Source organism: Sedimentitalea todarodis, from assembly GCF_032595355.1.
Lineage (GTDB): Bacteria > Pseudomonadota > Alphaproteobacteria > Rhodobacterales > Rhodobacteraceae > Sedimentitalea > Sedimentitalea todarodis.
In genome coordinates, this window is the sequence record NZ_JASMWN010000010.1 from 86,593 (window position 1) to 108,012 (window position 21,420).

16 protein-coding genes, 1 pseudogene and 1 riboswitch are annotated in these 21,420 nt (G+C 61.2%); of the genes and pseudogenes, 12 read left to right on the forward strand and 5 right to left on the reverse strand.

The window, feature by feature from the left end:
- Positions 1–67: 67 nt before the first annotated feature.
- Positions 68–1,003, reverse strand: coding sequence for an alpha/beta hydrolase (locus QO231_RS13500; protein WP_316777184.1), 936 nt, complete (start codon positions 1,001–1,003; stop codon positions 68–70).
- A 136-nt stretch (positions 1,004–1,139) separates the two neighbouring features.
- Positions 1,140–1,217, forward strand: a riboswitch (SAM riboswitch).
- Positions 1,218–1,277: 60 nt separating this feature from the next.
- Between QO231_RS13500 and metZ the strand changes: the two genes are divergently transcribed.
- Complete coding sequence (gene metZ / locus QO231_RS13505) at positions 1,278–2,477, forward strand: O-succinylhomoserine sulfhydrylase (protein ID WP_316777187.1); 1,200 nt, start codon at positions 1,278–1,280, stop codon at positions 2,475–2,477.
- 108 nt (positions 2,478–2,585) lie between these two features.
- Here the strand turns inward: metZ and QO231_RS13510 are convergent, their stop codons facing one another.
- Positions 2,586–3,959 (reverse strand): pyridoxal phosphate-dependent decarboxylase family protein, encoded by a 1,374-nt coding sequence (locus tag QO231_RS13510; protein ID WP_316777190.1) that lies wholly within the window; start codon positions 3,957–3,959, stop codon positions 2,586–2,588.
- Positions 3,960–4,343: 384 nt separating this feature from the next.
- Between QO231_RS13510 and folE2 the strand changes: the two genes are divergently transcribed.
- Together folE2 and QO231_RS13520 are read left to right on the forward strand one after the other, a co-directional pair.
- The gene (gene folE2 / locus QO231_RS13515; protein WP_316777193.1) at positions 4,344–5,444 is read left to right on the forward strand and encodes a GTP cyclohydrolase FolE2; all 1,101 of its coding nucleotides are present in this window, start codon (positions 4,344–4,346) and stop codon (positions 5,442–5,444) included.
- Between the two features lie 216 nt (positions 5,445–5,660).
- The gene (locus QO231_RS13520; RefSeq protein WP_316777195.1) at positions 5,661–5,999 is read left to right on the forward strand and encodes an antifreeze protein; all 339 of its coding nucleotides are present in this window, start codon (positions 5,661–5,663) and stop codon (positions 5,997–5,999) included.
- Between the two features lie 64 nt (positions 6,000–6,063).
- Here QO231_RS13520 and QO231_RS13525 read toward each other — a convergent pair whose 3' ends face one another.
- A complete protein-coding gene (locus QO231_RS13525; protein ID WP_316777197.1) occupies positions 6,064–6,849 on the reverse strand; it encodes a hypothetical protein in 786 nt (261 codons plus the stop codon).
- Between the two features lie 368 nt (positions 6,850–7,217).
- Between QO231_RS13525 and QO231_RS13530 the strand changes: the two genes are divergently transcribed.
- The 3 genes from QO231_RS13530 (at position 7,218) to QO231_RS13540 (ending at position 11,309) form a co-directional block, all read left to right on the forward strand.
- The gene (locus tag QO231_RS13530; RefSeq protein WP_316777199.1) at positions 7,218–8,666 is read left to right on the forward strand and encodes a TrkH family potassium uptake protein; all 1,449 of its coding nucleotides are present in this window, start codon (positions 7,218–7,220) and stop codon (positions 8,664–8,666) included.
- Complete coding sequence (locus tag QO231_RS13535) at positions 8,666–10,264, forward strand: thiamine pyrophosphate-binding protein (protein WP_316777202.1); 1,599 nt, start codon at positions 8,666–8,668, stop codon at positions 10,262–10,264. The genes QO231_RS13530 and QO231_RS13535 overlap by 1 nt, the downstream gene beginning before the upstream one ends.
- A gap of 73 nt (positions 10,265–10,337) precedes the next feature.
- Complete coding sequence (locus tag QO231_RS13540; protein WP_316777203.1) at positions 10,338–11,309, forward strand: HAD family hydrolase; 972 nt, start codon at positions 10,338–10,340, stop codon at positions 11,307–11,309.
- Between the two features lie 54 nt (positions 11,310–11,363).
- On the opposite strand, the gene QO231_RS13545 is transcribed toward QO231_RS13540, so the two are convergent.
- Positions 11,364–11,738, reverse strand: a complete 375-nt coding sequence (locus QO231_RS13545) for a glycine zipper family protein (protein ID WP_316777205.1) — start codon at positions 11,736–11,738, stop codon at positions 11,364–11,366.
- Between the two features lie 98 nt (positions 11,739–11,836).
- Positions 11,837–13,588 (reverse strand): serine protease, encoded by a 1,752-nt coding sequence (locus QO231_RS13550; protein ID WP_316777207.1) that lies wholly within the window; start codon positions 13,586–13,588, stop codon positions 11,837–11,839.
- A 199-nt stretch (positions 13,589–13,787) separates the two neighbouring features.
- Here QO231_RS13550 and QO231_RS13555 point away from each other — a divergent pair, with 199 nt between their 5' ends.
- The 6 genes and pseudogenes from QO231_RS13555 to QO231_RS13580 all read left to right on the forward strand — a co-directional run bounded on the left by QO231_RS13555 (position 13,788) and on the right by QO231_RS13580 (position 21,119).
- A complete protein-coding gene (locus QO231_RS13555) occupies positions 13,788–14,717 on the forward strand; it encodes a glycine--tRNA ligase subunit alpha (protein ID WP_316777210.1) in 930 nt (309 codons plus the stop codon).
- A 34-nt stretch (positions 14,718–14,751) separates the two neighbouring features.
- Positions 14,752–15,285 carry a DUF6446 family protein gene (locus QO231_RS13560; RefSeq protein WP_316777213.1) on the forward strand — a complete coding sequence of 178 codons (534 nt, stop codon included), beginning with the start codon at positions 14,752–14,754 and terminating at the stop codon, positions 15,283–15,285.
- Positions 15,286–15,312: 27 nt separating this feature from the next.
- Positions 15,313–15,441, forward strand: a pseudogene (locus QO231_RS13565) (sodium/glutamate symporter); the annotation flags it as partial.
- Positions 15,442–15,450: 9 nt separating this feature from the next.
- A complete protein-coding gene (gene glyS, locus QO231_RS13570; protein WP_316777215.1) occupies positions 15,451–17,604 on the forward strand; it encodes a glycine--tRNA ligase subunit beta in 2,154 nt (717 codons plus the stop codon).
- Positions 17,605–17,723: 119 nt separating this feature from the next.
- A complete protein-coding gene (locus QO231_RS13575) occupies positions 17,724–20,309 on the forward strand; it encodes a putative PEP-binding protein (RefSeq protein WP_316777218.1) in 2,586 nt (861 codons plus the stop codon).
- Positions 20,310–20,519: 210 nt separating this feature from the next.
- Entirely contained in the window at positions 20,520–21,119 is a 600-nt protein-coding gene (locus tag QO231_RS13580; RefSeq protein ID WP_316777220.1) for a cell wall hydrolase, read from the forward strand.
- Positions 21,120–21,420: the final 301 nt, after the last annotated feature.

The window sequence follows — 21,420 nt, forward strand, 5'->3', positions numbered from 1 at the left end:
GTTGGCCCCCGACATCGGACCAAAAAAACTCAACAATACACTGACGCGACGGCGCTCTGCGAGGTGATCAGGTGGGCTTTTGGGTAAGCACGATAGGTTGCGGCAACCCTGGACGTGGGCAGATCCGCGACCATCGCCGGGCAGGCTGCGCAGGCAATCCGACGCGCAATCGACCGAGCGTCATGATATCGGGGCGGCGCAGAAGGTCTGAATAAAACCTCAGGACACCGGGCCGCAGGTAGCTGGACCAGTGACAGATACGCCGCTCTGGCGGCGCGATTTCGGCTCCGAGACGCGACAGATGCTCCAATGTGGCAGGGCAATCCAGCTGTAGCGTCACCGCATTTGAAACGTCCAATCCCTGACCCAGCGTCCGGTCCGCGCGCTTGGGTGGCGCGATCAGCCGTTCGTATATGCAATCATAGAAATCGTTCTCGCGGCTGGTGACGTTGATAAAGTGGGTGCTGCGTCCGGCCTCTGTTTGCAGGGCGTCGAGCATGCGTGACTGGTAGCAGGCCCCTGTCATCGAGATGATCCGATCCACCGCGCCGCCGGGCAGATGATGCAGCGCCTCTGCGGCAACTTCGATCCCCATCGAATGTGCCACGATATGAATCCGTCTCCGCGGCGCGCGTTGCCTTATTATCCTCAGTGATTTGGCGAGCGCGCGCCCGGCAGCAGCGGCGCGACGCCGCGCCCCCCAGATCGACCCGCGTGCGAACCAGCCAAAGGCCAGCCCCAGGCCCTCGTCGGGGTTTCCAGCGCCCAAACCCAATCCACGTGGCCAGCTGGGCGCAGCCCGGGGATGGGGAGGTGGATCAAGGCTCAGGATTTTCTGGTGGGGGCAATGGCGGGGACCGCCAGGCTCATAACTGAACCCGTGGATCATCACGATCACTGGTCCGGCCCCTTTGGCCATCCGGCTCAGTACGCTTGCCGGTGGTTGTGCAGAATCGTGCAACTCGCACGTCTCACCCTTTGCGTTCAATCTGATGATCGGCATTGTCCCGGTCTCACACAAGATCATGTGTCTGCAGAGTGAATTGACACTATAGCGCAATCATGAATCCTACGTTACGAGACCGTAACGATGAACTTACAATGGCTTGACCCGACCGTTCCCGTCGCGCTATTGAGCCAAAGAACGACGTGGCGATTTGTTACCGGATTGCGGGCCACGATAAACAACACCGCTAAAAGGTCAGGATGAAAGGCTCCTTTCGCTTGACCGCGATCGGGGCCGTTTTTTCGTGCCCCCACATGAGCAAGAGGGTGATATGACCAAAAACTGGAACAAGCGCACAACCGCCGTGCATGGCGGTACGCGTCGCAGCCAATATGGCGAAGTGAGTGAGGCGATCTTTCTGACGCAGGGGTTTGTCTATGACAGCGCCGAAGCGGCGGAGGCGCGGTTCATCGAGGCAGGTGAGGATGAGTTCATCTATGCCCGCTATGGCAATCCGACCGTGCGCATGTTCGAGGACCGCATCGCCGCGCTGGAAGGTGCAGAGGATGCCTTTGCCGCGGCCTCGGGTATGGCGGCCGTATCAGGGGCGCTCACCGCGATGCTCAAGGCGGGCGACCATGTGGTGTCTGCCAAGGCGCTGTTCGGGTCGTGCCTTTATGTGCTCGAAGATGTGCTGGCCCGTTTTGGGGTTGAGGTGACCTTTGTAGACGGCACCGACCTGGTCCAGTGGCAGGCGGCCATCCGTCCCGACACGCGTGCGGTTTTCTTTGAATCGGTCTCCAATCCGACACTGGAGGTCATCGACATTTCCGCGGTCTGCACCTTGGCCCACGCCGTCGGGGCGACCGTTCTGGTCGACAACGTCTTTGCCACGCCGGTGTTCTCGCGTGCGATCGAACAGGGCGCGGACGTTGTGATCTATTCGGCCACCAAGCATATCGACGGTCAGGGCAGGGCCTTGGGCGGAATCATTCTCGGCACACGTGATTTCATTCGCAAGACAGTCGAACCTTACATGAAACACACCGGCGGCGCGATGAGCCCGTTCAACGCCTGGGTCATGCTCAAGGGGCTGGAGACGATGTCGCTGCGGGTCAATGCGCAGGCGGAGTCTGCGCTGGCGCTCACCGAGGCGTTGCAGGGGCATGACGGATTGGCACGGGTGCTGTATCCCGGCCATTCTTCGCATGGCCAGTTCGATCTGTGTACCAGTCAGATGGGCAAGGGCGGTACCGTGGTCTCGCTCGATCTGAAGGGTGGGCAGGCAGCGGCCTTTCGTTTTCTCAATGCGCTGACGATCGCCAAGATCTCAAACAATCTGGGCGACGCCAAATCCATCGTGACCCATCCGGCGACAACCACGCATCAAAGGCTGAGCGAAGAGCAGCGGGCCGAGTTGGGGATTGCGCCGGGGTTGGTTCGGTTCTCGGTCGGGATCGAGGATACGGATGATCTGATCGCAGACGTAAAACAGGCGCTGGCAGCGGCTGGCGAGGGCGTTTCGCGCTAAACTTGGCTCGCCTATTGCTGACTGAAATCATAGGTTCCAACGCGTTGGGTGATGCCGGGTGACCCAAGCCAAGCGCGCAACCCAGTAGTTGGCGTTGCGGTGATCCGATCAGCCGCCGCCCTGCCGGTGGGCGGCGCGCAACTCGTCGACCAGCAGGTCGATGTCGGCCCGATCCGTTGCATGGTTGGTTATCGAAACCCGGATGATCTGGCGTCCGCGCCAGACACCGTGGCTGGGGTAGACCTGTCCGCTGGCCTGAACACGCTGCAAGACCGCGCTGGTTTGGTCGTCATCGCCACAGCTGATCGCCACCTGATTTGAAACGACGTCGTTCAGGACCTCAAAGCCCGACTCGGCAGAAAGCGTCTCTGCCAGATACACCGCCAGCGCACAGTGGCGCGTGATCATTTCACGCACGCCGGACACCCCGAGATGCTTCAGAATGGCATAACTGGGCACTCCGCGCGCGCGACGGCTCAGTTCGAGAGTGCTGTCACTGGGCTCCCAGGTATCGCCGGTGTCCGGCAGATATGCGCCCCGCGCGCTCATTGCGGAGACAAGCGTATCCCGGCTGCGCAGGATGCACAGACCAGCGTCGTAGGGGGCATTCAACCACTTGTGCAGATCGACCGCCCAGCTGTCTGCATCCGCAACGCCCGCGAGCCTGCTGCGCAGGTCCGGCACCGCATGCATCCAGAGGCCAAAGGCACCATCGACATGGGTCCAGCCCTCGTGTTGACGCACCAGTGCAATCGCCTCTGCAAAGGGATCGAACGCCCCCGTGTTGATCTGTCCGGCTTGCAACACGACGAGCGGGGGCTGTGTACAGCTTGCGAGGGCGGCTTTGAGCGCCTCCAACCGGATGCGCCCTTGGTCATCCGTTTCGACCCGGATGGCCCGGCCTACTCCGAAGCCCGCATATTTCAGCCCGGCGAGTGGGGCCGAATGCGCGTCGGCACCGATGAGCACAGGGATTTCGGGCGCGCCGAACAGGCCGCGCTCGCTTACATCCCAGCCCTGCCGCGCCAGCAACGCATCGCGGGCGGCGATGATCGCCTGGGCGTTCGCTACCGTAGCGCCCGTCACGATTCCCACACCGCAGTCTGCTGGTAGTCCGAGCAGGTCGAGGCACCAGCGGCAGACCGTCTGTTCGATTGCTGCGACCGAGGGGCTTTCCCATGACGAGGCGGAATTCTGACCCCAGGCTGACACAAGAATGTCCGCCGCCATGCCCACCGGCATTGATCCGCCACAGACATAGCCGAAGAATCGAGGCGAGGTGTGACCATGAATGCCGCCTGCAGACGCGTGCACGAGTTCTTCGATGACGGTCGCCGCGTCTTCTCCGCTATCCGCAAGCGGGGCGTCGAATTGCCCCGCCAAACCCGCTGGTCGCAGGTCCGGCGTCACCCGTGAACGGGCGAGAGATTGACGATAGGCAATGGCGTGCCGTGAGGCGGCTTCGATCGCATTTTTTGTCATCGTCGCAAAAGCCCCGGACGCCATCGTGCATATATGGATCTTCTGGCGCATTGGTCATGGTCGACTCTCCGGTTGATGCGCCGCCGAGGCACGTTCGCTCGGTATCGGGCACCATCATCCAAGCCATTTAGGCCGGGTGCGTCGTCCTTGCCCGCAAACCATAGGCGGCGTATCGCGGAAGTGTCCAGCATGTGGCCAGCACCGCGAGAGGTTTCGGATTGCGGGCGTATCGCAGATGGGCCCGCATGGTATCCCCCGGACACTACCGAAAATGATCTGATGTGCCGTTTTGCGCGTATGAAAAGGTGATGATGGAAATACGATCCTCAACAGCCTATGTTAGAGTCTGCACAACCGCCCGGGAGGGCAGGACAGGAGCATGAAATGAACATCCATACGCCGGAGATTGAGGAGACCCCGGACGATTGCGCGGCCAAGGCAGCGCTGGATGTATTGCGCGCCTGGGCGCGCGGGGCGAGCGAGGCCGAGATATTGGCGCTTGATCCCTCGATTGCGCGGCTGCTTCCGGAATCGCGGTTGAACTATCCTTCGCTATCGCGAGACTATCCCGAGAATTTCGAGGTGGATGCGGCCTATAAGGCGTCGATGCCCGATCTGCAAAACGGTCCATCCAGCCTGATCCGGGGCACTCAGCAGCAGATTCAGCATGTGGGAATCAGTAATTTCCGTCTGCCGATCCGCTTTCATACCAGGAATGCTGACGACCTGACGCTGGAAACGTCGGTCACTGGTACGGTGAGCCTTGAGGCGGACAAGAAGGGCATTAACATGTCCCGCATCATGCGCAGCTTCTACAAGCATTCCGAACGAACCTTCAGTTTTGAAGTGATCGAGTCGGCGCTTGACGATTACATGTCCGATCTCGACAGCCTTGATGCGCGCCTGCAGATGCGGTTTTCCTTCCCGATGCGCGTGGAAAGCCTGCGCTCGGGGCTGGAAGGCTACCAATATTACGACATAGCGCTCGAACTGATCGAAACCGACGGCGTCCGCAAGAAGATCATGCATCTGGACTATGTCTATTCCTCGACCTGCCCCTGTTCGCTCGAATTGTCCGAGCATGCACGCGCCCTGCGCAACCAGTTGGCCACACCGCATTCGCAGCGATCGGTTGCTCGAATTTCGGTCGAAATCGAGCGTGATGCGGAGTGCCTATGGTTCGAGGATTTGATCGATGCCTGTCGCCGGGCCGTGCCAACCGAAACGCAGGTCATGGTGAAACGCGAGGATGAACAGGCTTTTGCCGAACTCAATGCGGCTAACCCGATCTTTGTGGAAGACGCCGCGCGGCTGTTCTGTGAACAGCTCAAGGCCGATCATCGCATCGGTGATTTCCGCATTATCGCCAGCCATCAGGAAAGCCTGCACAGCCATGACGCGGTCAGCATCCTGACGGAGGGTGACATGTTTACAGCGCAAAGTCTCGATCCGCGCCTGTTTGGTACGCTGGTGCATCAGGGCTGAGCCGGAATCGGAAATGATGGGCGACTGCGCCCCGTCAGCGATTTTTTGCCTGCAATTTTGGTATTGACTTCTGGCACTTATGTAGCGAATCGCGCAATTGCGCCGCATCGCAGCATTTGCTGCTGCACTGCCGTTATCCCTTGTGTATAAGGGCCGGAAGCAGGGCTGAATTTGACTCGGAATATCCGGGCCGAGTCCCGCCGGAGGCAATTGCAGATGAACCACGCGATCGACCGGATAGGTGAAGTGACCGAGACTTGGACGAGCGTCGCGCAGTTGATGGCGGATACCCGATGGGTTCTGACCATGCGGCTGCTGGGTTTGTCGGGGGCCTGGTCAATGCCAGAGGGCGAAAGCCAGACAATGATCGGCGAGAAAATACCGGCCTTCACCGAGGCAGCCCTTAGTGGAACCTTTGCAATGATGTCCGGGGGCAGCCTCGACCGAGTGTTTCGAGAGTCACTGGAACCGATTTCAAGCAAGGCCCGTGCCAATCGCGAACGTTTGTTTGGTCGCGGCCCACTTGTATTCGGGCGAACGGTCGCCTGGAACTGAACATGATTTAACGGAGTAAGACAACAATGACCCCTTTGCCCAACGCGCTGGACGTTCAAGCGGCCTATGCGCGCATGACCAGCAGGATTTTCACCAATAATCTCAAGCTGGTTGAATTGATGACCCGGACCGCTCTGCAAACGCAAATCGCGCCGCTGCGCGCGATGCAATGCTCGGGGTTTATAGTCATACCAACCGCCAAGGCCGCGCCGAAGCCTGCCGCCAAGGCCGCGCCGAAGCCCGCCGCCAAGGCCGCACCTAAGCCCGCCGCCAAGGCCGCGCCTAAGCCTGCCGCCAAGGCCGCACCTAAGCCCGCCGCCAAGGCCGTGCCGAAGCCAGCCGCCAAGGCCGCGCAGAAGCCTGCTGCGAAGGCCGCTCCGACGCCTGCTGCGAAGGCCGCACCGACGCCTGCCGCGAAGGCCGCACCGACGCCTGTCGCGAAGGCTGCACCGACGCCTGCCGCGAAGGCTGCACCGACGCCTGCCGCGAAGGCTGCACCGACGCCTGCCGCGAAGGCTGCGCCGAAGCTTGCTCCGAAGCCCGCCGCCAAGGCCGCACCGACGCCTACTGCGAAGGCCGCACCCGCGCCCGTTGCTAAGACTGCGCCGAAGCCTGCCGCGAAGGCAGCGCCGAAGGTTGCGGCTGCAACGGCCAAGGAAGAACCCAAGGCGGCGAAACCTGCGGCAAAACGTGCGCCGTCGGCGCCTCCGACAATGCCAAAGTCGTAGTCGGCAAAGTAATACTCAGGACCTGATGTGGCACGAAACCGTGCGCCGGGGTCCGGAATAAGAAATCCAAGCGCGGTCCGCAGCACAGCGGATCGCGCTTTGCTTTGATGCCCGGTTGCCAAGGACGCTGTCCACATTCCGGGCATCGCCCAAGTGTATCTGTATGTGGAAGGAAACCAAGCGACCCTGATCGTGGTTTCCAATGAACAACGACACGGTCCAAGATGGAACATGTCCCGCAGGGGCTGGCGCGCCTGACATAAGATCTATCCCGTTCATCAGCGGCAGCAGCTCTATCCCTGCTGTTTGGCCAGGAAAAACGGCATGACCTCATCCTGTCAAAGCTCTTCAGACGTGTTGGGCGTGGCCAGAAAGGGCTGCGGTGACGAGACATGCCGGCCCGTTGCCCTGCCGTTCTCTTGGTTCTGTCGCCAGCAGCACGCTGGGTGGTCCTTGACACGCTGCTCCGGTCGCGCCAACGCTGCCCCCCATGATGGACCTGCGCCCTGTTGGATATGTGATCGGCCTGCTTATCGCCATTCTTGGCGGTGCGATGGTGTTGCCGATGTTTACCGACCTCTACTACGGCAATGATCATTGGCCGGTGTTCTTTGAATGTGCCGTCATCACGATACTGGCGGGTGGCGTCACTGCGCTCAGCTGTGCAAACGGCGTAAAACAGGGGCTGACCATCCAGCAGATTTTTCTGCTGACCTCCGCTGTCTGGGTGGCGCTGCCGCTTTTTGGAGCTTTGCCGCTGATGCTCGGCGAAACCGAACTTTCCTTTACAGACGCCTACTTCGAGGCCATGTCGGGCCTCACAACCACCGGCTCGACGGTGATCAGCGGGCTGGATGATCTGCCCCATGGTCTGCTCTTGTGGCGCGGCCTGCTCCAATGGCTCGGCGGTGTCGGTGTGATCGTGGTCGCGATGGTGTTCCTGCCGGAACTCCGGGTTGGCGGAATGCAGATCTTTCGATCAGAAGCCTTTGATACAATGGGTAAAATCCTGCCGCGCGCGACCGAGATTTCCAGTCGGATATCGGTCATCTACCTCGGGCTGACGATCTCCTGCATCGCGTGTTACTCGGCGCTCGGGATGGACATTTTTGATGCGGTCGTTCACGCGCTGACCACGGTTTCCACCGGCGGGTTTGCCAACTATGACGCATCATTCGCGACGTTCTCGGGTCCGTTGGAGTATGTCGCCGCGGTGTTCATGATCCTCGCCGCCTTGCCATTCGTGCGGTATGTGCAACTGATCAACGGCAATACGAATGCGCTCTGGCGTGATCCTCAGATTCGCGCGTTCTTTGGCACCATCGCCTTTCTCGTGCTGGTCATGTGGATCGAACTTCAGCGCATCTTTCCGCATCATTGGGAACAGTCCTTTCGCGAAGCGCTGTTCAATATCACGTCGATCATCAGCGGCACCGGCTATGCCAGCGTCAACTACATGACATGGGGGCCGCTGCTGATTACGCTGTTCTTTCTGATCGGGCTCATCGGCGGCTGCGCGGGCTCAACCACTTGTTCGATCAAAATTTTCCGCTTCCAGCTTCTCTTTGCGTCGATCCGGGTGCAGTTGCAGCGGATTCGCCTGCCAAACGGCATTTTCATCCCCCGTTACGACGGCAAACGCGTGGATGACGAGGTGTTGAACTCGGTCATGTCCTTTTTCGTGTTCTTCATCGTGACCATCGGAATCGTCAGCTGGGCCCTTGCCATGACCGGGCTCGACTTTGTTACCTCGATTTCGGGGGCGGCCACTGCGGTCGCCAATGTCGGGCCGGGGCTTGGCGACACGATTGGCCCCGCAGGGAACTTTGCCACCCTGAATGACACTGCCAAATGGATTCTGTCCTTTGCGATGCTCTGCGGTCGTCTGGAACTGATGGCAATTTTTGTAATCTTTACTGTTCAATTCTGGAGAGCCTGATGGCTGACTCGGCTCCACAAACGCGTCGCCCGCTTGGTGCGCAGATCTCACACATGCTGCGCGACCGCGGCGTCGAAGTGATCTTTGGCATTCCGGGTGTCCACAATCAGGAAATGTATCGTGGCATCGAAGAGGCGGGGATGACCCACGTGCTTGCGCGTCACGAACAGGGCGCGGGTTTCATGGCCGATGGCTATGCGCGTGCGACAGGGAAGCCGGGCGTTGCCTATGTGATCACCGGACCTGGCCTCTGCAACATCATGACTCCGCTGGGGCAGGCGCAATCGGATTCGGTATCGGTGTTGGCGATTTCCTCCTGTCTGGATGAAACCGCGTCCCGCAAGGGTCAGTTACACCAGATGAATGACCAGGAAACCGCCGCCGGAACCGTTTGTGACTGGTCGGCCACTGCGCAGAGCGCATCCGCCGCATACGGGCTTATCGACCGCGCGTTCGAAGAGTTCGAGACTGATCGCCCCCGTGCCAAACACATCCAGGTGCCGATTGCACAGCTTGAGGCCGCCGCCGATCCCGCGCCAACGCCCAACGGGTCCGCCACTTCCCGCAGGACCCGCCTGACGGACATCGATCCAATCCTGTCATTGCTTGGTGTCGCGCGTCGCCCGCTCTTTGTTCTGGGCGGTGGCGCAAAGGGTGCCTTCTGGCGGCAAATCATGTCCCAGACGGGGGCCGCGTGTTTCACCACGTATGCGGGGCGGGGCTGTGTCGGAGCGGACTATCCGCTTGATTTTGGCTCGACGCTCGCGCGCGCTGGCAGCGCCGACATCATCGCCAGTGCCGATCTCGTCATCGCCATCGGTACTGAACTGGCCGAGGTCGATCTCTGGCGTACCGATCTGGGCCATACCGCGGCGCTGGTCCGGGTCGATCTTGACCCGACCTGTCTTTCCGATGCGCAGCGCGCCACGGTCAGGATCCGCGCGGATGCACGCGACGTGGCCACCGCTCTGCAGCAGGCCACAGAAGATTACTCCCCAAAAACCGGCTGGAGTGCCGAGGAAGTGGCCGGAGCCAGGCTCCGCTGGCGCGCGGAAACAGCCGCCGAACGCCCCGGTATCGCCCCGGTCTGTGATGCCCTTCGCGACGTGCTGACACCTGACACGATGATCTATTCCGACATGACGCAATTTGCCTATGTGGCCAATGAAATTTGGCCCATGCATCGCCCCGGCCACTGGCACCATCCCAGCGGTTTTGGCACACTGGGTTATGCGCTCCCCGCCGGGATCGGGGGCGCGATCGGGCGACCGGGCAAGCGGACGATGGTGATCATCGGCGACTACGGATTTCAATACACGATGGCGGAACTGGGCGTAGCGGTCGAACTTGGCCTGCCGCTTCCGATCCTGATTTGGGACAATGGCAAGCTCAAGGAAATCGAAGACAGCATGACCCGCGCACAGATCGCCCCCAATGCGGTGATCGCCCGCAATCCGGATTTCTGCAAACTGGCAGAGGCATTCGGCGCAAAGGCCGCTGCGCCGCAAACGCTAGGGGATCTGCAGAATGATGTTCGCACTGCATTTTCCGCCAACGGCCCGACCCTGATCCATGTGACCCCGGCCATCACCGGATAAGGCTGCGGTTGACAAGGCCCGGTCGGGTGCGTTCACATCACGGCAATTGCATGCCGCCAACCGGAGTCCCGACATGATCACTCGAAGCCTTTGCCTTGTTCTCGGATTGACCGCGACGAGCCTGTCCGCTGATCCGCTGCCATCCTGGAACGACACGGAGGCCAAGGCGCGGATTATCGATTTCGTGACCGATGTCACCGACCCGGACAGCGAGATGTTCGTGGTGCAGGCTGACCGCATCGCGGTTTTTGACAATGACGGCACGCTCTGGGCGGAGCAGCCTGTTTACTTCCAGCTGATCTATGGCATCGACGTTGTTGCCCGCAAAGGTGCCGAAGACCCGGCCTTTCTCACCTCTGATGCGCTCAGGGCGGCAGCCGCTGGTGACATGAAAGCGCTGATGGCGACCGGTCAGGAGGGCCTGATCGAGGTCCTGGACGCTTCACATGCCGGGATGTCGGTTGACGCCTTTCAGGCGAATGTTCTGGAATGGCTCGACACTGCGCGGCACCCCAAAACGGGCATGCGCTATGACGAAATGCTCTATCAGCCGATGTTGGAATTGCTGCGCTACCTGCGGGACGAGGGTTTCGAAACCTATATCGTTTCAGGCGGTGGCGTTCACTTTATGCGGGCCTTTGCCGAGAACGCCTACAACATCCCACCGGAGCAGGTGATCGGGAGCACCATGAACTCTAGCTATCAGATCGTTGAAGGCGTGCCGACAGTGGTCAAGGATGCAGGTTTCTCCTTTATCGACGACAAGGAAGGCAAACCGATTGCGATTGATTCAAAGATCGGCAAACGCCCGATCTTTGCAGGCGGCAATTCCGACGGCGATTTTCAGATGCTGGAATGGACAACGGCAGGCGACGGGCCGCGCTTGGGCCTGATCGTCCATCATACCGACGCGGCCCGCGAATTCGCCTATGACCGCGACAGCCATATCGGAAAGCTGGTGCGCGGTCTTGACGAAGGTCCTGAGCGCGGCTGGCTGATCGTCGACATCGCGAAAGATTGGGAAGCCGTCTGGCCATCCGAGTAGGGGGTCAGCGAAACAAGGCCGGGCCAGTTCTCTGCGCCCGTTCTTGCGTTCCGATCAGCCAAGCACGCGATAGCCGCGCCCGGCCATGCAGTTCCTGACGATGTTCTCGCGGCTGGAATTCTGCCGGGCAACGCCGGATGCCAGACCGGCAATTGCGCCGACGGCGGCCGCCTCACCGAGATTGCTGCTGTTGCCGTCCCAGATCACGGCAGAGGCCGCGCCGATGCCCGCACCTGCCGCTGTTGAACCCGCAACGCGCCCGTCCACGACACCGCCAGATGCCGCAAGCTGTTGGCAGGCCGCCAGATCGGATTCGTATTTTGGCCCCTTGGGACCGTCGATCACCGGCGTGTAGTTGGCGCCGCTATTGGCGCAGGCCGCCGCAAGCAGAAGCGCGGGAACGGTGGTACACGTGCTCAGTCGGGGCATCTTGGGTCCTCTCCTTGCTCCAGCGGCTTTCTACACGCCGGATCAACTGAAGCCAAGAGAATCGGACGGTCCGGTGCCTGTTGCGTCAGCGCGCTGCCTTAGTCCCAACACCTGACCAGAACAGTCATTCCTGATGCGATACGGGTGATCTCGGCCGGGGGTAGCTCGGACTGGTCGGCAGGGTCCTCAACGGTCAACCCGGCAAGGTCCAAAACACTCCGAATCGCCCCGGCGTCGGCGGCAAAGCTCACATCTGCGGGCAGTTGTTTGCTGTCATCTGTAACCGAGGGCAGTAGCATGCCCAGCACTCCACCGCCCGCATCAAGCACCGGCCCGCCCGCATCACCGGGCAGTGCCTTCAGCGTGAGCCGGCTCATCTGCGCCTCGCCGCGCAGACCCTTGACGTCGGCCAGCGTGCCGAACGTCAGGGTCGGCGCGCCAAGCTTGCCGTCATAGCTGTAACCGGCGACGGCAATTTCGGATTGCAGACGCCCCTGGGTCGCTCGGAACCGGGCCACCGACATCGGGGCCAGTGCCTCTTGCGGGCGCAGCACAGCGATCCCCAGATCGGCGTCGCTGGTCAGCAGGTCGGCTTGGTATTCGTCATCCAGTGTGATCCGCGTGCATCCCGCCGCCGCATCTGCCGTGGTCACAACAGTGCCCTTGCTGTCGACATAGAATCCGGATCGCGACAGGCGCGGTTTGCGGACGTCGAGCCCTGCCACAAGATCCACATCCTGCACGGTGTCACCACCAGCCGCCGCGTCCAGAACGCCCGGGGTGCGGGCAAAGCTGGCTTTCATCGCTTCAAGTACCCGTTGCCGGCGCGCCTCGTCGCCATTGGGCCAGAGCAGCGTAAAGCCCTTGATTTCGCCATTTTCCAGCCGTGCCTCGGTATAGGAGGCGAAGGTCTTGCCGCGCCCCTCCAGAGTAAAGCTATTCCGGCCGCGCTCGCGTGGTCCGTCCAATGGTACGATTTCCAGCGTCTGCATGATGTCATAAAGACCGAAAAGCGTCGCCTGCGTGCCCGGCTGGCTGATCAGCAATACCTTGGCGGCGAGATCGTCGCTGGTGGCCTCGTAGTGGGCAAAGGGTGGTTCGTAGCGGTCAAAGCGGACCACGCCGGCGGGAATATCCATCTCGATACCGGCCTGCTGGTCCAGAACCCTGTTCATTCCGACGCTGACCAGCGGCTCATTGTACTGATCCATCAATACTTTGCGCTGTGCTGACGTCAGGATTCCTGTCGCCTCAAGGCCATTGTTCACCTGCCAGTCGGACATTGACTGCCGCGTGCCCCGGCCAAAGGACCCATCGATGACGGAATTATAGAATCCCGCCGCGCGCAGGGCGATCTGCAGGTCACGGCGCTCTTCGGGACTCAGCAATCGTTCGCTGCGGCGGGCCTCGGCAGGGGTTTCGTCGGACGGCGCCGTTGGCGTGACGGGAGACTCTGTCTGTGGCTCGGCCTCGGCGATTGGCGCGGTCACCACACCGCGATTCAGCAGATTGGCGCCTTCGGGCCAGAATTGCGCCCCGAGGTTGCGGGAGTAGGCGACAAAGGAATCCGAAGGAATCTGCCGGTCCGCGCGATAGACCTGCAGCACCCGCTGCGCATCCTCGCGCAGATAGGGGCCAAGCAGGATACCGTACCATGTACCGCCCAGGGCGAACCCGTTCACATCCGCGAGTCGCGCCGCGTAGTCCTGTGCCCGGTTCCGGGCGACCCGCAAACTCGGATGTGCTTCGATCTGCACCCATACTGCGTCCTGGTCCGCCTGCTGCGCCCAGACCGCCCCATTTATCGTGACAATCGCGAACACCAGCGATGCGAAAAATGTCCTGACCATGTAATCTTGCCTCAAACCGTCGTGAATTTGCGGCACATAAACAGGATTTCCCGGCAAATACCACGGATTTCAACCTGCAAACCGCCGCTCTTTGCGGCGTTGACCCCGCTGAGCCGCAGGCATAGGTAAAACCCGCTTCTCCCGGGTATCCGCGCCGGGGCAGAAGCAGCCATCTGTGGACCGCAACGGGAACCGCCGCATGACCGAAGAGACCACCGTCCCACGCTCATTTCAGGAGATCATCCTGAGACTTCAATCCTACTGGGCGTCCAGGGGCTGTGCCATATTGCAGCCCTATGACATGGAGGTCGGCGCCGGCACGTTTCATCCTGCCACCACCCTCCGCTCGCTCGGTAGCCGACATTGGGCGGCGGCCTATGTGCAACCCTCGCGCCGCCCCACCGATGGGCGATACGGTGAAAATCCCAACCGGTTGCAGCACTATTATCAGTATCAGGTGCTGATCAAACCCAGCCCGCCGGATTTGCAGGCGCTCTACCTCGGCTCGCTTGCGGCCATCGGGATCGATATGGGGCTGCACGACATCCGGTTTGTCGAGGACGACTGGGAAAGCCCGACATTGGGCGCATGGGGGCTTGGCTGGGAGGTCTGGTGCGACGGGATGGAAGTGAGCCAGTTCACCTATTTTCAACAGGTCGGTGGCCATGATTGCACCCCGGTTTCAGGCGAGTTGACCTATGGTCTGGAACGTCTCGCCATGTATGTGCTGGGGGTCGAACATGTGATGGATATGCCGTTCAACGATCCCGACGCGCCAATCCCGCTCAGCTATGGGGACGTGTTCAAACAGACCGAAGAGGAATACGCCCGTTGGAACTTTGACACCGCCAACACAGAAATTCTGCTGCGTCACTTTGAAGAGGCGGAAGAGGAGTGCGCCGCGATCCTCGCACAGCCCGCAGAGGACCCCAAGACCGGCAAGCGAATCGTCATGGCGCATCCGGCCTATGATCAATGCATCAAGGCCAGCCATATCTTCAACCTGCTTGATGCACGCGGGGTGATCTCTGTTACCGAACGGCAGGCCTATATCGGCCGGGTGCGGGCGCTGGCGAAGCAATGCGCCGACGCATATGTGCAGACCACCGCCGGTGGATACGCCGCATGACCCGCTGCAACGACCATGGCACGCGGGCAGCGTCATGACCCTGGGCCGCATCATTATCCTGTTGCTGCTGTTCTGTGCGCTCGCGGCCGGCGCGGCACTCTACTATCTGCAGGTATTCGGCTATTATGACGCTGTCGAACCTGATCCGGGTCGGGATGTCCTGTTGGTCTCGCGGGCGAGTGTTACGCCGGAACCGATTTCCTATGACGGGTTTCAGGCGATCGATGCCGAGAGTTCGCCAATCCGTTACCGGGCCTGTTTCACCACCACCGCCGGTCCGGAAACACTGGCTTTGAGCTATGAGTCGGTGGCCGATGCAACCCCACGCAACGCGCCGTTCTGGTTTGACTGCTTTGATGCAGAAGCCATCGCGGAGCAGATCAGAGCAGGGACTGCACAGGTGTTTCTCGGTTCAAAGAATGTGCACTATGGCGTCGACCGTCTTGTTGCAATCACGGCGGACGGTCGGGGCTATATCTGGCACGAGCTGAACAATTGCGGCGCCAAGGCCTATGATGGAACTGTCGTCGGCGAGGAATGTCCGCCGCATGACACCGCGTCAGACTGATCCGGGCAGGCCCAGATGAACGTCGACGCCAACATGACGGCCGGGACCAGGCGCTATGGCCCGTCGCCTCTTGCCTTTGTCATGCTCCCCCTTGTATCCGCCTTTATCGTCGATATCGCCAATGCGGTGATCATCCAGATGATCCTGAACTTCTGAGGACCAGCCATGCCCGACCTGCTCATCGAACTGTTTTCCGAAGAGATCCCCGCCCGGATGCAGGCGCGCGCCGCCGAGGATCTGAAAAGGCGCGTGACCGACGGGTTGGTCGAGGCGGGTCTCACGTATGCCGGGGCCGCCGCCTTTTCGACGCCGCGTCGCCTGACGCTTGCCATCGAGGGCATGCTGGCCCGATCCCCGGCTGTGCGCGAAGAGCGCAAAGGCCCCCGTGTCGATGCGCCCGAAAAGGCGATCCAGGGTTTCTTGCGCGGCGCAGGTGTAACGCAGGATGAACTGGAGCAGCGCGACACGCCCAAAGGCGCGGTCTATTTCGCCGTGATCGAAAAGCCAGGACGACCCGCCGCCGAGATCATCGCAGACGTGCTGGAAGCCACCATTCGCAATTTCCCTTGGCCAAAGTCGATGCGATGGGGCAACGGCAGCCTGCGTTGGGTGCGTCCGCTTCACTCGATTCTCTGTATCCTGACGGATGAGATCGGAGCCACGACCGTGCCAATGACGCTGGATGGTCTGAGCGCGGGCGACAGCACCGAAGGTCACCGCTTCATGGCACCGGGCCGGTTCCCGGTCACCTCGTTCGAGGACTACGAGGCCCGGCTGAAACGCGCCCATGTCATGCTGAACCCGGCGGAACGCGCGGATCATATCTGGGCCGACGCCACCAACCTCGCCTTTGCCGCCGGTCTCGAGGTTGTCGAGGACAAGGGGCTGCTGGCCGAGGTCGCGGGGCTGGTGGAATGGCCTGTGACGTTGATGGGCGAGATTGACACTGCGTTTCTCGACCTGCCGCCGGAAGTGCTGCAGACCAGCATGCGGGAACACCAGAAATTCTTTTCCGTGCGCAACCCGAAAACCGGCCGCATCGAACGCTTTGTCACCGTCGCCAATCGCGAAACCGCCGATCAGGGCGCGACCATTCTTGCGGGCAATCAAAAGGTGCTGTCCGCGCGTCTGGCAGATGCCAAGTTCTTTTGGGAGAACGATCTGCGGATTGCGCGATCCGACATGAACATCTGGACGCAATCTCTTGAAAACGTGACATTTCACAATAGGCTGGGCGGTCAGGGCGACCGCATCCGCCGCATCGCAGGGCTGGCGCGCGAGCTTGCGCCTGTCTGCGGTGCCGATCCCGATCAGGCGGAAATCGCCGCCCAGCTCGCCAAGGTCGATCTCTCCAGCGAAATGGTCTATGAATTTCCCGAACTTCAAGGGCTTATGGGGCGATATTACATCGAAGCGGCAGGCCACCCCGCCGAAGTTGCCACCGTCGCGCAGGAACATTACTCCCCACTCGGCCCCTCCGACGATGTGCCCACCGCGCCGCTTTCCGTCACCGTGGCGCTGGCCGACAAGATTGATACGCTCACCGGGTTCTGGGCGATTGACGAGAAACCGACCGGCTCCAAGGATCCCTTCGCTCTGCGCCGCGCGGCGTTGGGTGTGGTGAGGCTGATCCTAACAAACGCATTGAAATTTGATCTTATCGACATAATCGAACTCCATCAAAACCAAGTTCTTGAGTCATTGGCCGCCGTATTGAAAGAGAAAGAGGGGACTTTTTTCATAGGGAGAGGCTTGGTCGAAATGCCTGATGGTCGGAAGGTTGACAAGAAGACGGTGGATCTTCTCTCGTTCATCCACGACCGACTAAAGGTCTACCTGCGCGATCAGGGCATCCGTCATGACATCATCGACGCCTGCATTGCGATGGAGGGCAATGACGATCTGAACCTGCTTGTCAAACGCGCCCGCGCGCTGAACGAGGTGCTGTCCACAGAGGACGGTGAAAACCTTCTGCAAGGCTTCAAGCGCGCCAACAACATCCTGTCGCAGGCCGAAGAGAAGGACGGGGTGGAATACTCCTATGGCGCGGATGTGAAATTTGCCGAGAGCGACAGCGAAAAGGCCCTGTTCGCGGCACTCGACGCGGCAAAGGCCGAAATCGATCCGGCGCTGGCGGAGCAGGATTTCCCCAAGGCGATGGCCGCCATGGCCGCCCTGCGCGCCCCGATCGATGCGTTCTTTGAAGATGTGCAGGTCAATACCGACAGCGAGGTCCTGCGCCGCAATCGTCTGAACCTGCTCAGCCAGATCCGCAGCATCTGTACCTCGGTCGCGGATCTGACACGGGTCGAAGGGTAGCGCAGCGCGTCCAGAGACCGACAGACCGGCCCACTGCCTGCGACAGCTTTCGCTTGCGCCGCTGACCTCTGTGCCTATGGTGCAGGGCTAGAAACAACGTGCCGCAGTGCAGAAAGCCCATGCAGAACAATCCGCATACCACGCTGATAACCCCGGATGCGCCGTTGGCGGCCTCGACCCATGGCGGGCGGGCAAAATGCCTGCAGCGATTGGTTCGGCTCGACATGCCGGTGCCGCGCACCGTGGCCTTGTCCTTTGATGCGGTGCATCGCATCGCTGCCGATGAATTGCCGGATATCGTTGCCATTGTCGGGCAGTTCGAGCCGGACACGCTTCTCTGTGTGCGCCCGTCCTCGGAGGACCCGGATTGGGGTGGACCGGGCGCGGTGCTGAACGTGGGCATGAACGATGCCCGCTATGCCGAGTTCTGCGATACCCTGGGGCAGGATGCGGCGGCGGCATTGTATCTGCGCTTTGTGCAGTCCTATTCCTTTCACGTGGCCCGGCTTGATCCGGACATGTTTGACGGTGTCGCAGGCGACGGGGCGCAGGGCCTGCGAGAGACGCTGCATGCCTACGAGGCCGAAACCGAAGAACGGTTCCCGCAGGATCCGGCGGCGCAGCTTGCCGCCGTGCTGCGCTCGATGGCGCGGGCGTGGGAGGGGACGTCGGCGCGTTTGCTGCGTCAGGCCAAGGGCGCCCCTGCGGATGCGGGGCTCGGCCTTGTGGTGCAGGAGATGATTCCGGGACTGGGGCAGGGGGAATGCGGCTCCGGTGTCCTGCAGCTTGTGGATCAAGAGACAGGCAAGCCGCAGATCACCGGGCGTTACCTCAGCCAGAGCCAGGGACGCGATGCGCTCGGGGCCGGGACCGAGGCGCTGTTTCTGGACAAGGACAAGCGTGGTCCGTCGCTGGCAGAGGCCGCACCCGAGGCCTTTGCCGATCTCAAGGATCATGCGGCGCTGATGCGGCACAAGCTGCGCGAAGAGATGCAGGTGGAGTTCGTCATCGGCAATGGCCGCGTGCACATTCTGGATGGGGTGCGCGTGTCGCGGAGCAGTCGTGCGGCGGTGCGGATTGCCGTGCAACTCGCCCGCGATGGCATCATTACCCCGCAAGAGGCGGTGATGCGTGTTGACCCGCATGCGGTTACCGAACTTTTGCACAGACAGGTCGCGCCCGATGCGGTGCGCGATGTGCTGGCGACCGGTATCGGCGCCAGTCCTGGAGCGGCCACCGGGCGCATCGTCTTTACCTCTGCCGAGGCACAATCTTCGGCGGCGCGCGGCGAGGCCAGCATCCTGGTCCGACGCGAGACTTCGCCCGAGGACATTCGCGGCATGCATGCCGCAGCCGGGGTACTGACCGAACGCGGCGGCATCACCAGCCATGCGGCGGTGATCGGGCGCGGGCTGGGTCTGCCCTGTATCGTCGGGGCCTCTGCGCTGCGCTTTGTCACTGGCAAGCGGCAACTCATCGCTCCTGATGGGCGGGTGCTGCGTGCGGGCGACACAATCACCATCGACGGTGGCAATGGTGAGGTGCTTGCAGGCGAGCCGGCCACGATCGAGGCGGCGCTAGACGATGCGTTCCAAACGCTCATGGGATGGGCGGACGAGGCGCGTGACATCGGCATTCGCGCCAACGCCGACAGCCCGGCCGACGCCCAGACCGCGCGCAATTTCGATGCGCAGGGCATTGGCCTTTGCCGTACCGAGCACATGTTCTTTGATCCCGGTCGCATGACGGTCATGCGCGAGATGATCTTTGCCCAGACATCCGCCGGGCGCGCCGCCGTTCTGGAACGGCTGCTGCCGATGCAGCGCGACGATTTTGTCCAGCTCTTTCGCATCATGCAAGGCCAGCCGGTTTGCATCCGCCTGTTTGACCCGCCACTGCACGAGTTCCTGCCCAATACCAAGTCCGGGCAACGCGAACTGGCTGAGGCGCTGAACCTGCCGGTCAGCGACGTGGTTCGCCGGATCGAAGCGATGGAAGAATACAACCCGATGCTTGGTCTGCGTGGGGTCCGGCTCGGTGTGACGGTGCCGGAAATCTACGACATGCAGGCGCGTGCAATCTTTGAGGCCACTTTGCGGGCCAGCGAGGATGGCGAGCCGGTGGTACCCGAAATCATGATTCCACTGGTCTCGGCCCGACGCGAGGTAGAACTGGTGAAAAGACGGGTGGATGCAGTTGCTGCCGCTGTCCGCGCCGAGAAGGGCAAGACATTTGATTTTCGTTTGGGGGTGATGGTCGAGACCCCGCGCGCCTGCCTGCGCGCTGCGGAATTCGCGCCTGATACCTCGTTTCTCAGCTTTGGCACCAACGACCTGACCCAGATGACCTATGGTCTGTCCCGCGACGACGCCGGACGGTTCATGTCCGACTATGTACAACAGCATGTCTTTCCCGAAGACCCTTTTCATGTGCTCGATACAGATGGAGTGGGTGAACTGGTGCAACTCGGGGCCGCCCGGGGTCGGGCAAGCAATCCGGGAATCACCCTGTCGATCTGTGGTGAACACGGCGGCAATCCTGAATCCATCGCCTTTTGCCGGACGGCCGGGTTCGACTATGTGTCTTGTTCCCCATTCCGGGTCCCCGTGGCGCGTCTGGCCGCTGCACAGCTTGCCATCGCTGACAAAATATCCGGGGCAGACGCGGACTCTGCTACAAATTGTGACACCCCGCAGCGCGGTTGACTCAAATTAGCGCGTTCCATACGCGAAAATCCGCTTGCAAAATCCACAAAACTGGATCTTGTGCGAAAATTTGTCTATGGCCTGCCCTGCGCTTGTCGCGGGAGGGTCCAGCGCGGATCGTTCTTTGGGGAATTGAAGAAAATGTTTCGCTCGAAAACCGCTCTAGCGGTCGTCTGCCTTTTTGTATTTGCATCCGGTCTGGCTCCTGACATGGCCAAGGCTGATGCCAAACTATCCGACTCTGTCGAAGAAGCGCAGGAACGCACCCAATCCAAGAAGTTGGGTCTGGGACCATACCTGAAATCGCTGCTGACCGCATCCCAGCCACGCGCCGAGGTCAAGCCGATCAGGGCGACCCTCTCCAAGACCTGGCTTGACAGTCAACCGCCTGCCAGCGGTGGCGAGCAATGGCGTTGCCTGTCCGAGGCGCTGTACTTTGAAGCGCGCGGGGAAACCATCAAGGGCCAGTTTGCCGTTGCCGAAGTCATTCTGAACCGAGTCAAGAGCAGCCGCTTTCCGGGCTCGCTGTGCAGCGTGATCAACCAAGGGACCGGCCGTCGCTACCAGTGCCAGTTCACCTATACCTGCGACGGCCGCGACGAGGTGATTGCGGAACCGGGCGCGTTCCGCCGTGTCGCCAAGGTTGCGCGTGCCGCAATCGACGGAACCGGTGTCGATCTGACCGACGGGGCCACGTATTACCACACCGTTGCGGTGCGTCCGTCCTGGTCTCGCCGCTTTCAGGAAACCGCCCGTATCGGCGTGCATGTGTTCTATCGCCCGGAGGTTCGTACCGCGAGCAGCGAATAGACGTTTCAAAGCCGGGAGAAACCAATCGGCGTCAGCAGAAGCGACCATCCAGGAGGGGGTTTCCGCAGGGAAACATGGCGATGGTTCGCAGCATTTCTGATCTGACGCACTATACCGACCGCCACTTTGGTGATGCCGGACGGTCAAGGGCCAGCGACAATGAACTTGGGAGGGTTCGTGGTCGCTGGCCCACATTTTTCTAAGACATTGGGTTCTGACGTGTCGATGGAAACGATTGTCGGCTGGTCGCGCACCCCTCGCGCTGCTAGTCTGAATATTACATTTGGCGTGCCATCGCCCC

Coding starts and splice junctions, on each gene's coding strand:
- QO231_RS13500 (WP_316777184.1), bottom strand. CDS start 1,003: ATGCCGATCATCAGATTGAACGCAAAGGGTGAGACGTGCGAGTTGCAC.
- QO231_RS13580 (WP_316777220.1), top strand. CDS start 20,520: ATGGCCAAGGCTGATGCCAAACTATCCGACTCTGTCGAAGAAGCGCAG.
- QO231_RS13575 (WP_316777218.1), top strand. CDS start 17,724: ATGCAGAACAATCCGCATACCACGCTGATAACCCCGGATGCGCCGTTG.
- QO231_RS13520 (WP_316777195.1), top strand. CDS start 5,661: ATGAACCACGCGATCGACCGGATAGGTGAAGTGACCGAGACTTGGACG.
- QO231_RS13510 (WP_316777190.1), bottom strand. CDS start 3,959: ATGACAAAAAATGCGATCGAAGCCGCCTCACGGCACGCCATTGCCTAT.
- folE2 (WP_316777193.1), top strand. CDS start 4,344: ATGAACATCCATACGCCGGAGATTGAGGAGACCCCGGACGATTGCGCG.
- QO231_RS13535 (WP_316777202.1), top strand. CDS start 8,666: ATGGCTGACTCGGCTCCACAAACGCGTCGCCCGCTTGGTGCGCAGATC.
- glyS (WP_316777215.1), top strand. CDS start 15,451: ATGCCCGACCTGCTCATCGAACTGTTTTCCGAAGAGATCCCCGCCCGG.
- QO231_RS13555 (WP_316777210.1), top strand. CDS start 13,788: ATGACCGAAGAGACCACCGTCCCACGCTCATTTCAGGAGATCATCCTG.
- QO231_RS13530 (WP_316777199.1), top strand. CDS start 7,218: ATGATGGACCTGCGCCCTGTTGGATATGTGATCGGCCTGCTTATCGCC.
- metZ (WP_316777187.1), top strand. CDS start 1,278: ATGACCAAAAACTGGAACAAGCGCACAACCGCCGTGCATGGCGGTACG.
- QO231_RS13540 (WP_316777203.1), top strand. CDS start 10,338: ATGATCACTCGAAGCCTTTGCCTTGTTCTCGGATTGACCGCGACGAGC.
- QO231_RS13560 (WP_316777213.1), top strand. CDS start 14,752: ATGACCCTGGGCCGCATCATTATCCTGTTGCTGCTGTTCTGTGCGCTC.
- QO231_RS13545 (WP_316777205.1), bottom strand. CDS start 11,738: ATGCCCCGACTGAGCACGTGTACCACCGTTCCCGCGCTTCTGCTTGCG.
- QO231_RS13550 (WP_316777207.1), bottom strand. CDS start 13,588: ATGGTCAGGACATTTTTCGCATCGCTGGTGTTCGCGATTGTCACGATA.